Below are 14654 nucleotides of genomic sequence, written 5' to 3' on the forward strand. Positions count from 1 at the left end.
GTAAACACCCATATATTGTTGTTATTGGAGAGACTAAAAAAGCCGCCGTAACTGGCAGCGAGAAGAAGAACAGGGGAATTTGCCAGTCTATTGTAGCGAGGATTAGCCATTAAGCCAGTCAAAAAAATAGCAGGGAGTGCGCATGGGCTGGCAACCTGTTTTTTCTGCTGTTATTGTTCTGGGTAATGAATGCGGTCACGCAAATGACATAATGGAATTACAGGAGTCAGCAGTATGTTTACTGGAATTGTGCAGGGCACAGCGAAAGTGGTGTCCATTGATGAAAAACCCAATTTTCGTACCCACATCGTTGAAATGCCTGACGATATGCTGGATGGACTGGAAACCGGCGCTTCGGTCGCACACAACGGCTGCTGCCTGACGGTGACCGAGATCAACGGTAATCGTATCAGCTTCGATTTAATGAAAGAGACGCTGCGCATCACCAATCTGGGCGAGCTGAAATCGGGTGACGAAGTCAACCTTGAGCGCGCGGCGAAGTTCAGCGATGAGATTGGCGGGCATCTGATGTCGGGCCACATCATGACGACTGCGGAAGTGGTGAAGATTCTCGCTTCTGAAAACAATCGTCAGGTGTGGTTTAAAGTGCAGGATCCTGCACTCATGAAATACATCCTGTACAAAGGGTTTATCGGCGTGGACGGCATCAGCCTGACGGTGGGCGAAGTGACGCCAACCCGTTTCTGCGTCCATTTGATTCCGGAAACCCTGGAGCGTACAACGCTTGGGAAGAAAAAAATCGGTGAGCGCGTGAATATTGAGATTGACCCGCAGACGCAGGCGGTGGTTGATACGGTTGAACGTGTGCTGGCGGCGAAAGAGACCGCAACGCGACAGGCAGCAACAGAAGAGTAAAAAAATCCCCGGCTTGCCGGGGATTTTTATTAGCGGGGAACGCGTAAACCGTGCTCGATTCCGCGAGAGAAGACCACCTGCCAGAGCTGAATATCGCGGGCGCGAAATGCTCCGGCACAGGCATTCAGATAATAGGTGAACATGCGTTTGAAGCGTTCAGAATAATTATCTGCAATGTCTGGCCAGCTCGCGAGGAACCGTTCATACCATGCCATCAGCGTGGTGTCGTAGTCCGCCCCAAAGTTGTGCCAGTCTTCAACAATAAAGTGCGACTCGCTGGCGTCGGCAATATGACGCACCGACGGCAGACAACCGTTAGGGAAGATGTACTTGTTGATCCACGGATCAACGTTATGGTCGGTAATTTTTGAGCCGATGGTGTGCAGCAGGAAAATACCTTCTGGTTTCAGATTGCGGTCGGCAACCTCGAAATAGGTATTGTAGTTTTTCGGACCCACGTGCTCGAACATCCCTACGGACACAATACGGTCAAACTGATCGTTCAGGTCGCGGTAGTCCTGCAGCCGGATATCAACATCCAGCCCTTCGCAGCGGTCCTGCGCCATTTTCTGCTGTTCAGCAGAGATGGTCACGCCAACGACGCCCACCCCGTAGTGTTTTGCCATGTAGAACGCCAGTCCACCCCAGCCGCAGCCAATATCCAGCACTCGCATGCCTGGCTTGAGCTTCAGTTTCTGGCAAATCAGATCCAGTTTTGCCAGCTGCGCATTTTCAAGCGTTTTGGCATCTTTCCAGTAACCACAGGAGTATTGCATTAACGGATCTAACATCTGGCTGAAAAGATCGTTGCCAAGATCGTAATGCTCTTTACCCACAATCCAGGCTCTTTTTTTACTTTGTAGATTAAATAAACGAGCGCCTGCGATTCTCAGCGTGTCTTTCAAGTGGTGGGGCAGTTTTTTGTCCAGCTCGGCACTCAGTACCTTTTGAAAGAAAACGTCCAGCCGTTCACACTCCCACCAGCCGTCCATATAACTTTCACCAAGGCCAAGTGATCCTTCCTGGAGGACACGCTTGTAGAAACGAGGATTGGTAACCTGCGGATCGGAAGGTGCAGATCCGTTAATGGTGACATCTGCCTGACTTAACAGTTCATTGGCAATTCGGTGCCATTCGTCATTTGGCACGCTTACTTCATCAATACACGATGAACTCATAGCTTCTCCATCACGCGCTAGTGATTTAGATCCATAAAACAGCGTAGTCGCTTTTTTTTAGGCTTGTGAGAAATTTCACGGAAAGTACCGTGAACCAGCTATCCGACGTAGAACAGAGAAGGGTGAAAACCCTTACTGAAAGGCCATCCATGGAGAAGCGGGAACAAATCCTGAACCCGTTAATGCATAATAAACTTCATAATTATGTGTAACGGGTTCAGTATAGGCCGCTAAAAGCAGTGATTCAATAAAAAAATGTTAGCAGACAAATATTATCAATTAAGTATTATATTTTCCGTAATTAATTCGTGGTTTCTGCGACGACCGGCTTAGCTTCACCGCGCTGCGCCTGCATGGCGTATCCGATACCTGCCAGCACCACCGTACCCAACATCACGCTGGTTGTTGCGGTTAATGGCGCGGTGATGAAGGTAGAAACCAGCAGGCTTGCCAGGAAGCACAGTCCTAATTGCAGCGTATTTTGCAGCGCCGCGGCGCGACCGGTAGCCTGCGGGAAGGGCTGGAGCGCCTGGGCAACCACAATCGGGTAAATAGTCCCATTCGCCATCGCCATAATGCAGAACGGAATGAGCAGACCGGTGAGCGTAGCGTTATCGAACAGACCCACCGCCCAGGTGGCAATGGTGCTAAGCGCAAACAGCATCATCGCCCACGGCAGCAGCTGTTTACCTTCCCATTTCTGCAGCGCAGCACGACAGCCGTAACCCCCTACCAGGAAGGCAATAGTTTGCGGCACATAGCTCAGACCAATAGCACCCGGGCCGTAACCCATCTCGTGCAGCAGGAACGGGGAGCCGGTCAGCCACGCGAAGAAACAGGCTGAACAGGCACCATAAACCAACACGTTGCCGCAGTAGGCACGGGAGCGCAGCAGGGTAAAGAAGGTCAGTTTCTTTTCTGATTTTTGTGCTGCTTTCTCGGCAGGCTTCTTCAGGCGCAGCGCCGGGATCATCAGAATCAGCGTAATAATAAACAGCGCTCCGAAAATGGCCTGCCATTCCAGATGTACCAGGATCCAGCTACCCAACAGCGGCGCCAGCGCCGGAGAGAGGGCAACCAGCGGCATGATGGTGGCAAAAATGCGGTTGGTGCGGTGGGCCGGATAGTAATCGGTGACCATCGCCTGCCAGGTTACCGTTGCTGCGCAGACGCCAACGGCCTGCACAAAGCGCAGGACCAGCAGCAGCATGCCGTCACGTACCCACAGCATGCCAAGGCAGCCAAGGGCAAAAATGGTTAAACCGGCGAGCAGGATCCACTTGCGACCATAGCGGTCGGACAGCGGTCCCCACAGCAGTTGCGCGACGGCGAAACCGGCCAGGAACAGGCTCAGGCTTGCGCTCACGCTGGCGGCAGGTATTTGTAGATCGCTTTGAATAGCGGCAAAAGCGGGCAGGTACATGTCCGTCGCCAGGAAGCCGAGCACGCTTAAACCGGCCAGCCAGGCAAGAAATAATTTTCCAGGTTGCATATCACTTTCTCTTTATAGATGCAGGTGTACGACTCAGGCGCTGAGTGTAGGGAGTGCAAAGCGGCTTGTGAAACGCTAATATTTGTTTAGTGAATTCAAAATTTTTGTAGGCAGAAAATGTGGTCTGAATATTCTCTTGAAGTGGTCGATGCTGTCGCCCGTAATGGCAGCTTCAGCGCAGCGGCCCAGGAGCTGCATCGCGTGCCCTCCGCGGTCAGTTATACGGTACGTCAGCTGGAGGAGTGGCTCGCCGTACCGCTCTTTGAACGGCGCCATCGCGATGTTGAACTGACGCCTGCCGGTGTCTGGTTTTTAAAAGAAGGGCGTTCTGTTATCAAAAAAATGCAGATCACCCGCCAGCAGTGTCAGCAGATTGCCAACGGCTGGCGCGGCCAGTTGCCCATTGCCGTCGATAATATCGTCAGGCCGGAACGTACCCGGCAGATGATCGTTGATTTCTATCGCCATTTTCAGGACGTCGAGCTGATTGTCTACCAGGAAGTGTTCAACGGCGTCTGGGATGCACTGGCTGATGGTCGGGTAGAGATGGCGATCGGCGCGACGCAGGCGATCCCGGTCGGGGGACGCTACGCGTTTCGCGATATGGGCACACTGCACTGGGTGTGCGTGGTTGCGCATCATCATCCGCTGGCGAGCATGGAAGGCGTGCTCAGCGATGAGGCGTTGCGCAACTGGCCTTCGTTGGTCACCGAAGATACCTCGCGATCGCTGCCAAAGCGGACCACCTGGCTTCTGGATAACCAGAAACGCGTCGTGGTGCCGGACTGGACATCGTCGGCCACCTGTCTGTCGGCGGGGTTGTGTGTTGGCATGGTGCCAGAGCATTTTGCTCGTCCGTGGATCGAAAGCGGGGAGTGGGTGGAACTGTGTCTCGAAAACCCGTACCAGGATTCTGCCTGTTGCCTGACGTGGCAGCAGCAGGATATGTCTCCGGCGCTGGCCTGGTTGCTGGATTATCTTGGGGATAGTGAAACGCTGAACCGGGAGTGGCTGCGGGTACCGGAGGCTCCGGACCCGCAGAAGTGATTAACGACGATAATCGCGGAACGGGCCGTCGGCAACGGAGCGACGTTCCACCAGACGCGGATGCACCTCGATGGACTGCGAGGTTTCGCGTTTGTTGACGATACGGTCGAGCAGCATATTGAACGCCGTTTCACCCAGAGAATCTTTCGGCTGGTGAATGGTGGTCAGCGCCGGGGAGAAATAGCGGGCGTTGCGCACGTTATCATAACCGATCACCGAAATATCCGTCGGCACGCGCAATCCCATCTCGTCGGCGGCGCAAATGGCACCCATCGCCATGATATCGCCACCGCAGAATACGGCGGTGGGGCGGTGCTGCTGGCCGAGGATCTGCTGCATGGCGCGATAGCCGGATTCTGGCTCAAAGTCGCCCTGTACAATCCAGTGCTCCGGCACTTTAATCAGCGCTTCTTCCATGGCTTTCATAAAGCCGGCAAGACGGCCCGCGCCGGTGTTGCGCTCAAGCGGTCCCGGGATCACGCCGATTTCACGGTGGCCACGCTCAATCAGGTAGCGGCCCGCCATATAACCGCCTTCGAAGGCGTTATCGATAACGGAGTCGGTGAAGTCGGCATGAGCTTCGCCCCAGTCCATCACCACCATCGGGATATGACGGTACTCTTCCAGCATTGAGATAACCGATTCCGGGTACTCAGAACACATGACCAGCAGGCCATCGACGCGCTTTTGCGCCATCATCGACAGATAAGCACGCTGCTTTTCAAGGTTGTTCCAGGCGTTACCCAGAATCAGGGTATAGCCTTTCTGGAAGCAATTTTTCTCAACCGCTTCAATGATTTCAGCGAAGTAGGCCGCTTCGCTGCTGGTCGCCAGCAGGCCAATCGATTTCGTGTGATTAACCTTCAGGCTACGGGCGACGGCGCTCGGGGAGTAGTGCAGCTCTTTGATCGCTGCCCACACCGCGTTGCGCGTCTCTTCCGCCACAAAGCGGGTTTTGTTAATTACGTGTGATACGGTTGTAGTGGAAACGTTTGCGCGCTTCGCTACATCTTTAATCGTTGCCATGGCTCTCACTCCAGACCATATCCTGAACTCCTGTATAACTTGCTACGTAAACGTTTGCCTCTACACACCCTGACGCAATCATTTCAGATTGCATTACGCCGGGAAAACGACACAGGACGACAGGAGGGGGTCAATGGCCGGTACGCTTTTAATTTAGCGTGGGATTTTGGCTCATCCTGGCGCAAAGGGAAAGAGAAATAATGATCATCGCGACGAAAAGCGTGCAGATTTTTGTGCTTAACTATGTAAAAATGAGCAAGCTCACTTTTCATGTGGGGATAAAAAGGAGAAAAATTGATGAGTACCGAACTGAAGCTCTCTCTGACTACCACGATCATTACCCTGGCCCTGATCGTTGCGGCCGGGCTGACGGCCGTTCTGCACTGATTTTCATGAGGGAGAGCCATCTCCCTCAATCCCTTCCCCCGCCATTGTTATCAATTGCGCAATAATCTTTTGCCAATTCCTTCACTTCTGTTTTTTGTGATTGCTGTCATACTTTCAACTTCTTAATAGGGTACCGCGCCTTCGCCGCGGCTGACCGGAGTTGTTAGATGAAAATCAATTTTCCATTAGTAGCCCTCGCGATAGGCGCGTTTGGCATCGGTACGACCGAGTTTTCACCCATGGGCCTGCTGCCCGTCATTGCGAAAGGGGTTGATGTTTCTATTCCGGTTGCCGGGATGTTAATCAGCGCCTACGCCGTTGGCGTGATGGTGGGTGCACCACTGATGACGCTGCTGCTGTCTCACCGGGCGCGCCGTAACGCGCTGGTGTTCCTGATGGCTATTTTTACCCTCGGCAACGTGCTGTCGGCGATTGCGCCGGATTACACCACGTTGATGCTATCACGCATCATCACCAGCCTTAACCACGGCGCGTTCTTCGGCCTGGGGTCAGTGGTGGCCGCAAGCGTCGTACCGAAGCATAAACAGGCAAGCGCGGTGGCGACCATGTTTATGGGCCTGACTATCGCCAATATCGGCGGTGTGCCGGCGGCGACCTGGCTTGGTGAAACCATCGGCTGGCGTATGTCTTTCCTTGCTACCGCCGGCCTGGGCGTTGTGGCGATGCTGAGCCTGTGGTTCTCTCTGCCAAAAGGGAGTGCCGGTGAGCGCCCTGACGTTAAACGCGAGCTTTCTGTACTGATGCGTCCGCAGGTATTGTCAGCGCTGCTGACCACCGTGCTGGGTGCCGGGGCGATGTTTACGCTTTATACGTATATTTCACCAGTCCTGCACACCATCACCGACGCCTCTCCGCTGTTTATCACCGCGATGCTGGTGCTGATCGGCGTGGGCTTCTCTATCGGTAACTACCTTGGTGGTAAGTTTGCCGACCGTTCGGTCAGCCGGACGCTGAAGGTATTCCTGCTGCTGCTGATGGTCATTATGCTGGCAATTCCGCTGCTGGCGCGCAGTGAAATTGGCGCCGCTATCAGCATGGTGGTGTGGGGCGCCGCAACCTTCGCCGTCGTACCGCCGCTGCAGATGCGTGTGATGCGTGTGGCTCACGAAGCTCCAGGGCTTTCTTCTTCAGTGAATATTGGGGCGTTCAATCTCGGTAACGCACTGGGTGCCGCCGCCGGTGGCGCGGTGATCTCCGGTGGCCTCGGCTACAGTTTTGTACCGGTGATGGGGGCGATTATTGCCGGGCTGGCGCTGGTTGTGGTGCTGTTCGGTGGGCGTTCTCAGCCTGAAGAGGCGATGGTCAGTCAGTGATAAAAATACGCAGAAGGGGTGACCCTTCTGCGTTCTGGTTTATGCTGCCAGGTTCTTCGCAACAAAATTCCAGTTTACCAGCGCCCAGAAATGCTCGAGGTAGTTCGGGCGGGCGTTACGGTAGTCAATGTAATACGCATGTTCCCACACATCGACGGTCAGCAGCGGCTTCGCGTCAGTGGTCAGCGGGGTACCCGCGTTAGAAGTCGAGACGATAGCGAGGCTGCCGTCTGCTTTCTTCACAAGCCAGGTCCAGCCAGAACCGAAGTTCTTGATAGCCGCGTCGGTGAACTGTGCTTTGAAATCTGCAAAGCTGCCGAACGCTTTAGTGATGGCTGCAGCTACTTCGCCGGTTGGCTCGCCGCCGGCCTGCGGTGCCAGGCAGTTCCAGTAGAAGGTGTGGTTCCACACTTGTGCTGCGTTGTTGAACATGCCGCCTTCAGAAGTACGAACAACTTCTTCCAGTGATTTGCCTTCAAACGCGGTGCCTTTTACCAGGTTATTCAGGTTGGTGACGTAGGTCTGGTGATGCTTGCCGTAGTGATATTCCAGCGTTTCTGCGGAAATGTGCGGCGCCAGGGCGTCTTTTGCATACGGTAATGCAGGTAATTCGAACGACATTGCTACTCTCCTTTATTATTGTATGAACACTCAATAACCACGTATCGAGTATGGGTAGGGTAGCAAATTGAAAGGCGAGACAAAAGAGGAACTTAACCTTACATCTGGCCGGGTTGTGTGGCGAGGCTCATACCGGCAAAGCGTGTCAGACTGGCGCTGAGAGGGGATTTTTATGGTTCCCGTGGCACTTGCGCGCTTATACTGTTAAGCCAGTCTTTTTATTCTGATTTTGTGAGGTTGCATGTCCTCTGAACTCTCTGCGAATAGCCCAACGGACAGCGCGACGCCTCGCAGGAAACGCGGACGCCCACCGAAAGCGGTCTCCGTACAGCTTGATGTGAAGCGCACTATCATCTGCACCGGAGTGGAAGTGCTGACCGAGTCACCGTTCAGCGCCAGCAGCCTTGATTACATCCTCAAACGTGCCGGCGTCCCGAAAGGCTCTTTCTATTACTATTTTGAGAGTAAAGAAGCCTTCGGGATGGCGGTGCTTGAACAGTACGACAGTTTTTTCGCGCGACTCCTTCAGCGTACCCTGGGTGACGAAACCCGTTTACCGCTCGACAGGATCGCAGCCTTTGTGGATGCGGCAGCCTCAGGAATGGCGAAGTATCAGTTCAATCGCGGTTGTGCAGTGGGCAATCTGGCGCATGAGGTGGCAACACTTCCGCCAGCGTTTCGCCAGAAATTAATGCAGGTCTTTGATCAATGGGAAGCGTCGCTTGCGGTATGCCTGCGTGACGCCGTGGCAGCAGGGCAGATAGCGCACCATGTTGATATCAACATTCAGGCTTCGTTCTTCTGGACCGGCTGGGAAGGGGCAGTGCTCCGTGCCCGTTTAGAACAAACCCGCCGCCCGCTGGATCTCTTTCTGCAGGGCTTTATCGCCGGGCTTTCCGTCAGTAACTAGCGCCTCCAGGCCTGTGCCGCAGCAAAAGCAATAGAATTAATTAGACGATCGGTCTATTATTGTCTGATAAACGACGCCTGCATCTCATCGCGCATATTATTGTAGCCAACTGGTCTATTAAGGAATCAGCATGTTTAACGCCATTCTCATCAATAAGTCCGACGCGGGTTATGACGCGCAATATACTTCCGTTGCGCAAAGTGACCTGCCGGAAGGTCACGTCACTGTCGCTATCGATTATTCCTCCATCAATTATAAGGACGCGTTAGCCATCACCGGACGCGGCCCGATTGTGCGCCAGTTTCCAATGGTGCCGGGCATCGATTTTGCCGGAACGGTCACCGAGAGTTCAGACGATGCTTATCGCGTGGGGGATAAGGTTTTGCTCACGGGATGGGGCGTGGGCGAGCGCCACTGGGGCGGTCTGGCGCAAAAAGCCAGAGTGAAGAGCGAATGGCTGACCCGATTGCCGGAAGGCGCTAGCCCACAGACGGTGATGGCTATCGGCACCGCTGGTTTTACCGCCATGCTGTGTGTGAATGCCTTGTTGAAACAGGGGATAACGCCGCAGATGGGCCCGGTGCTGGTGACCGGTGCCAGCGGTGGGGTGGGTAGCTGTGCGGCCATCATTTTGCGCAAACTGGGTTATGACGTTATCGCAAGCTCCGGGCGTCCGGAGAAAACCGCACAGCTGCTGGCTAAATGGGGCGTGAAGGAGATAATCCATCGCGATGAGCTGGGGGCTCCAGGTAAGCCGTTGCAGAAAGAGCGCTGGGCCGCGGCGGTGGATACCGTGGGTAGCCACACCCTGTTCAACGCCTGTGCCGGAACAAAATACAACGGCGTCGTGGCTGCCTGCGGCATGGCACAGGGAATGGATTTCCCGGCAAACGTTGCCCCTTTCATCCTGCGTGGAGTGACGCTGCGGGGCGTGGATAGCGTGATGGTAAGCCAGGCGGTCCGCGAAGAGACCTGGCGCGACGTGTGCCGGTACCTGACCGCCGATGACTTAGCGGGTATCAGCGTTGTGAAACCGCTAAGCACTGCCATTGCCACCGCCGAAGCGCTGCTGGCAGGCCAGGTTCATGGTCGTGTGGTGATTGACTGCAATAAATAGAACTGATGAATAAAAGAAGAAGCCCGCATTATGCGGGCTTCTGTCGTTTGAACAGGGCAGGGATCAGCGAATGGTTTTTGGTGTCATTACGCGACGAGCGCCAACGTAGTGACGGGTCCAGTAGTCTTCGCTCAGCGAGGTCACCTGAATATCGCGACCGGTACGCGGAGACTGGATGAATTTCCCATTACCAACATACACGCCAACGTGATCGGCAGTACCACGACCGCGGGTGCGGAAGAACACCAGATCGCCGCTTTCCAGTTCACTGCGGTTCACCGGGCGCGCGTCGCGCAAGTGGTACATTTCATTAGCCGTACGTGGAATACGAATATTCACCAGATCTTTATAGGCGTAATAAACCAGACCGCTGCAATCAAAACCGGTTCGCGGTGAGGTGCCACCCCAACGGTACGGTTTACCAATCTGGTTCATTAATTTGTTCATTGCGGTTTTCTGCGCTTTCTGCACTTTTGCTTTGTGCACATCGGCCACTTTCAGCGGCTTATCGTCAACGACCTTAACGCATTTCTTCTTGTGGCCTTTGGTGACGGTGCATTTTTGCGTCACTTTGGCGGCAGCGGTTTGTTGCTTGCTGCCCTTATGCGTACTGGAAGCGGTTTTGTGAGTCGAGGATGACGCTTTGCTGGAGGCGGTGGTTTTCTTTTTAGCGCTGGTTTTAGTGCTGGTTTTGCTGGTTGTTTTAGCAGTGGTTTTGGTTTTCTGGCTGGTTTTTTTCTTACGTTCGCTGCTTTTAACCGGGTGCGCTTTTTGGGCTGAAGACGACCGCGCCTGCTGGGAAGCATGCGACAAAGGCGTAAACGATATCGATGTAAAAAGTAAAGCACAGAGCGTGATCGAGGTTTTATTTATCCGCGCCACTGAGCAATCCCCTGTGATTAAGGCAGGCCTGCCATCATGCCTGCGTATGATTTTTCAAAACGCATCGATTCTAATGCATAAGAACACGAAATGTTAATAGCCTTTTTGCATCTGATATCCCGTTTCGTAAGCAAGTGCAAAAAAATGCAGCAGTCGAGCAACATACAGAAATAAAACGCTCAGATTTTCATCCGTGCTGCCGATAAAGAGATATTTTTAAGGCAACTTCTGAACGCAGAAGATAAAATAATGAGGCGTGAACAAAATGTTATTTTCGGACAGCGGTCATAGACGCTACAATGTCAGACTACTGCCGTAAGAGAAGTTATAGGAAGCAAGACAATGACCACAACTATCGAAAAAATCCAGCGTCAAATCGCCGAAAACCCGATTCTGCTGTACATGAAAGGCTCTCCGAAGCTGCCAAGCTGTGGCTTCTCCGCTCAGGCGGTTCAGGCACTGTCTGCCTGTGGCGAGCGTTTTGCTTATGTCGACATTCTGCAGAACCCGGACATCCGTGCCGAGCTGCCGAAATACGCAAACTGGCCGACCTTCCCGCAGCTGTGGGTTGACGGTGAACTGGTTGGCGGTTGCGACATTCTGATTGAAATGTACCAGCGTGGCGAACTTCAGCAGCTTATCAAAGAGACTGCGGCGAAGTACAAAGAAGAAGAGCCGAAAAGCGAATAATGTGTTCTGTCATGCCGGAGGCACTACGCTTATCCGGCTACAGAAACCTGTAAAAAAGCGACCTTACGGTCGCTTTTTTTATTCCTGCGTCTCAGCGACAGGTAGCGGCCAGCCGCCCATACGTTTCCAGCGGTTGACGATTTCGCAAAACAGAATGGCGGTCTGTTCGGTGTCGTACAGCGCTGAGTGGGCTTTGCTGCTGTCAAACTCCATACCCGCTGCGGCACAGGCTTTTGACAATACGGTTTGCCCAAGCGCCAGTCCGCTCAGAGCTGCGGTGTCGAAGGTTACAAACGGATGGAACGGGTTACGCTTGAGTGACGCGCGTTCAGCCGCGGCCATCATAAAGCTATGATCGAAGGTGGCATTGTGCGCAACCATAATCGCCCGGTTGCAGTTGCTGTCTTTGATGCCTTTACGCACGGCTTTAAAGATGGCGTGCAGGGCATCGTATTCGCTGACCGCACCACGCTCCGGATCGTCAGGATTAATGCCGTTGAAAGCCAGCGCTTCAGGCTGCAGATTGGCGCCTTCAAATGGGGTAACGTGGAAATGCAGTGTGGTGTCCGGCATCAGCCAACCTTGCTCATCCATTTTTAGCGTGACGGCGGCAACTTCGAGTAACGCATCGGTTGCTGCATTAAACCCGGCCGTTTCGACATCAATGACTACCGGATAAAATCCGCGGAAACGGTCGCACAGACCATTCAGTTGAGCATTGTCGGACATCAGAATCTCTTGTACTAAATAACGAAGCGCGCATTATGGCAAATTTTGCCCAGGCTGGGTAGGCGGCGGGGAAAAAGAACGGGTGCCGAAGCACCCGCAGGAAGAGATTAGTGGCCGAGACCTTTTCCGGCATCTTTCTCTTCGATCAGTTCAATCTTGTAGCCATCCGGATCTTCGACAAACGCGATGACGGTCGTACCGCCTTTCACCGGGCCCGCTTCACGGGTGACGTTGCCGCCGTTTTTACGGATACGGTCGCAGGCTTCAGCGGCATTCTCGACGCTCAGCGCGATATGACCGTAGGCGGTGCCGAGCTCGTAGCTGTCTACACCCCAGTTCCAGGTCAGTTCAATGACCGCTTCGTCACTTTCCGCGCCGTAGCCGACGAAAGCGAGAGAGTATTTATACTCCGGGTTTTCGCTGGTGCGCAGCAGTTTCATGCCCAGTACGTTGGTATAGAACTCAATGGAACGTTGCAGATCGCCAACGCGCAGCATGGTGTGAAGTAAGCGCATATTTTTCCCTTAAAAAGTCGCGAGTAGAGAGTCTGTGAGTATAGCGGCGGATGCCCGCCGCTATCAATGCGGGGATTAAAGCGTTGGGTAATCGGTATAGCCTTCAGCGCCACCACCGTAGAAGCTTTCCGGGCGCTGCGGGTTCAGTTCCGTTTTGTGCTGCAGGCGAGCTACCAGATCCGGGTTTGCAATCCAGTCACGGCCAAAAGCGACGGCATCAATCAGGCCTTTCGCAATCAGATCGTTGGCTTTTTCCAGTGTATACGCCCCGGCACCGATAATAGGGCCGTGGAAACGCTCGCGAACTTTACGGCGGAACGATTCGTCGTACGGCTTGCCGCCAGCCCAGTCCGGTTCGGACATATGCAGGTAGGCGATACCGCGTTTGCCCAGCTGTTCGATGAGATACAACGCGTCGGCTTCTTCATCCGGGCCGTTACCCACGTTCTGGAAGCTGCCAATCGGGGAAACGCGGATACCAATGCGATCGGCACCCCATTCTTTAATACCGGCATCTACCACTTCCAGCACCAGGCGAGCACGATTTTCCACGCTGCCGCCGTACTGATCGGTACGCTGATTAGATTCCGGTGACAGGAACTGGTGCAGCAGATAGCCGTGAGCGGAGTGCAGCTCAACCAGATCGAAACCGGCTTCGCGGGCGTTGGCGATAGCATGACGGAAGTCATTCACAATTCCCGGGATCTCAGCGGTTTCCAGCGCTCGCGGCATTGAGGTGTCGACGCGAATAGCGTGGCCGTTTTCATCACGCAGCGAAGTGCGGGTACCGGCAATGATCGCAGAAGGCGCGACCGGCGCTTCACCATGTGGCTGAATGCTATGGTGAGAGATACGGCCGGTGTGCCACAGCTGGACGGCGATATGGCCATTTTCAGCATGTACACCTGCGGTGATTTTTTTCCACGCGGCAACCTGCTCCGGGCTGTGCAGCCCTGGTGCACCGGCATAGCCTTTTGCCTGCGCGGAAACCTGGGTGGCTTCAGAGATAATCAAGCCGGAGCTGGCGCGCTGGCGGTAATACTCGGCCATCAATGGGGTCGGGATATCGCCGGGCTCAATGCTGCGCAGACGGGTCAGCGGCGCCATGAAGACGCGATTCGGCACGTTGATGGCGCCGACGGTAAGCGGGGAAAACACATTCTTCTGGGACATGATGACTCCTGAGTAGACCGGTCGTCTAGTAATTCGCTAAATAAAAACGCCTGGTTTACACCGAAGGCGCCGCAATCATAGTTTTTGCATGGGCCAGCGCGCTTTCGAGCGGCGTGGCGCTGCGTGACATCTTGGCCTGCAGATTGGCACCCAGCCACAGGGAGTAGAGCACCTGTGACTGCGTTAGCGCGTCACCCTGAAAGGTGAGGCTACCTTCGCGTTGGCCGTTTTCCAGCGCCTCGGCGAGCAGGACGATAATTTGGTTCGCGCCTTTGTTCATCTCGCTGCGCATCATCTCTGAGAGATCGCAGACTTCAGCAGAGAGTTTTACCGTCAGGCAACCGCTGATGATCCCTTGCTGGCAGAACTGGTTCAGCGTTTGCTGGTAGTAGGCCAGCAGGCGGTCACGGTAGTTTCCTTCACCTGAGGCGAAATGGTTCTTCAGCCGCAGATGGTAATCCGCATAGTGACGCTCAAGCATCGCTACGCCAAAAGTCTCTTTTGAGCGGAAGTAGTGATAGAACGAGCCTTTCGGCACTTCCGCCGTCTTCAGTAGTTCACTCAGACCCATGCCGGTAAAACCCTTGAGCATGCAAAGACGCTCGCCGGTGGCAAGGATATGTTCTCGGGTATCACAATCAACAGGTCTGCTCATGGGGAAATAATGTAGTAGACCG

Annotated in this window: 16 protein-coding genes; 7 read left to right on the forward strand and 9 right to left on the reverse strand. The window is 54.1% G+C overall.

Translation table 11 applies throughout. The annotated features are described in order from the left end of the window. The first annotated feature begins 234 nt into the window (after positions 1–234). Complete coding sequence (locus tag C7387_RS05350) at positions 235–876, forward strand: riboflavin synthase (RefSeq protein WP_006820133.1); 642 nt, start codon at positions 235–237, stop codon at positions 874–876. Positions 877–905: 29 nt separating this feature from the next. On the opposite strand, the gene cfa is transcribed toward C7387_RS05350, so the two are convergent. Both cfa and punC read right to left on the reverse strand, forming a co-directional pair. Continuing rightward, a complete protein-coding gene (gene cfa, locus C7387_RS05355) occupies positions 906–2054 on the reverse strand; it encodes a cyclopropane fatty acyl phospholipid synthase (RefSeq protein WP_120816239.1) in 1149 nt (382 codons plus the stop codon). Positions 2055–2355: 301 nt separating this feature from the next. Then, on the reverse strand, positions 2356–3546 hold the full coding sequence (gene punC / locus C7387_RS05360; protein ID WP_006820131.1) for a purine nucleoside transporter PunC: 1191 nt from the start codon (positions 3544–3546) through the stop codon (positions 2356–2358). A 117-nt stretch (positions 3547–3663) separates the two neighbouring features. Here punC and punR point away from each other — a divergent pair, with 117 nt between their 5' ends. Next, positions 3664–4593 carry a DNA-binding transcriptional activator PunR gene (gene punR / locus C7387_RS05365; protein ID WP_006820130.1) on the forward strand — a complete coding sequence of 310 codons (930 nt, stop codon included), beginning with the start codon at positions 3664–3666 and terminating at the stop codon, positions 4591–4593. On the opposite strand, the gene purR is transcribed toward punR, so the two are convergent. After that, complete coding sequence (gene purR, locus C7387_RS05370; protein WP_006820129.1) at positions 4594–5619, reverse strand: HTH-type transcriptional repressor PurR; 1026 nt, start codon at positions 5617–5619, stop codon at positions 4594–4596. A gap of 297 nt (positions 5620–5916) precedes the next feature. Between purR and cydH the strand changes: the two genes are divergently transcribed. Both cydH and C7387_RS05380 read left to right on the forward strand, forming a co-directional pair. Next, a complete protein-coding gene (gene cydH, locus C7387_RS05375) occupies positions 5917–6006 on the forward strand; it encodes a cytochrome bd-I oxidase subunit CydH (protein ID WP_112471396.1) in 90 nt (29 codons plus the stop codon). Positions 6007–6173: 167 nt separating this feature from the next. Next, positions 6174–7340, forward strand: coding sequence for an MFS transporter (locus C7387_RS05380; RefSeq protein WP_120816240.1), 1167 nt, complete (start codon positions 6174–6176; stop codon positions 7338–7340). Positions 7341–7379: 39 nt separating this feature from the next. Here the strand turns inward: C7387_RS05380 and sodB are convergent, their stop codons facing one another. Continuing rightward, entirely contained in the window at positions 7380–7961 is a 582-nt protein-coding gene (sodB, locus tag C7387_RS05385) for a superoxide dismutase [Fe] (protein WP_006820126.1), read from the reverse strand. A gap of 241 nt (positions 7962–8202) precedes the next feature. On the opposite strand from sodB, the gene acuR reads away from it, so the two are divergent. Both acuR and acuI read left to right on the forward strand, forming a co-directional pair. Further along, on the forward strand, positions 8203–8871 hold the full coding sequence (gene acuR / locus C7387_RS05390) for an acrylate utilization transcriptional regulator AcuR (RefSeq protein WP_120816241.1): 669 nt from the start codon (positions 8203–8205) through the stop codon (positions 8869–8871). Between the two features lie 130 nt (positions 8872–9001). Next, positions 9002–9988 carry an acrylyl-CoA reductase (NADPH) gene (gene acuI, locus C7387_RS05395; protein ID WP_120816242.1) on the forward strand — a complete coding sequence of 329 codons (987 nt, stop codon included), beginning with the start codon at positions 9002–9004 and terminating at the stop codon, positions 9986–9988. A 63-nt stretch (positions 9989–10051) separates the two neighbouring features. Here the strand turns inward: acuI and C7387_RS05400 are convergent, their stop codons facing one another. Beyond that, entirely contained in the window at positions 10052–10870 is an 819-nt protein-coding gene (locus C7387_RS05400; protein WP_120816243.1) for a C40 family peptidase, read from the reverse strand. Positions 10871–11212: 342 nt separating this feature from the next. On the opposite strand from C7387_RS05400, the gene grxD reads away from it, so the two are divergent. Further along, positions 11213–11560 carry a monothiol glutaredoxin 4 gene (gene grxD, locus C7387_RS05405; protein ID WP_006820121.1) on the forward strand — a complete coding sequence of 116 codons (348 nt, stop codon included), beginning with the start codon at positions 11213–11215 and terminating at the stop codon, positions 11558–11560. Positions 11561–11638: 78 nt separating this feature from the next. Here grxD and rnt read toward each other — a convergent pair whose 3' ends face one another. From rnt to C7387_RS05425, 4 genes are all read right to left on the reverse strand, one after another. After that, entirely contained in the window at positions 11639–12289 is a 651-nt protein-coding gene (gene rnt / locus C7387_RS05410) for a ribonuclease T (protein ID WP_006820120.1), read from the reverse strand. 107 nt (positions 12290–12396) lie between these two features. After that, on the reverse strand, positions 12397–12804 hold the full coding sequence (gloA, locus tag C7387_RS05415; RefSeq protein WP_006820119.1) for a lactoylglutathione lyase: 408 nt from the start codon (positions 12802–12804) through the stop codon (positions 12397–12399). A gap of 75 nt (positions 12805–12879) precedes the next feature. After that, positions 12880–13977 carry an alkene reductase gene (gene nemA / locus C7387_RS05420; protein ID WP_120816244.1) on the reverse strand — a complete coding sequence of 366 codons (1098 nt, stop codon included), beginning with the start codon at positions 13975–13977 and terminating at the stop codon, positions 12880–12882. A gap of 55 nt (positions 13978–14032) precedes the next feature. Further along, entirely contained in the window at positions 14033–14632 is a 600-nt protein-coding gene (locus C7387_RS05425) for a TetR/AcrR family transcriptional regulator (protein WP_040903586.1), read from the reverse strand. Positions 14633–14654 lie beyond the last annotated feature (22 nt).

The organism is Yokenella regensburgei (genome assembly GCF_003634235.1).
GTDB lineage: Bacteria > Pseudomonadota > Gammaproteobacteria > Enterobacterales > Enterobacteriaceae > Yokenella > Yokenella regensburgei.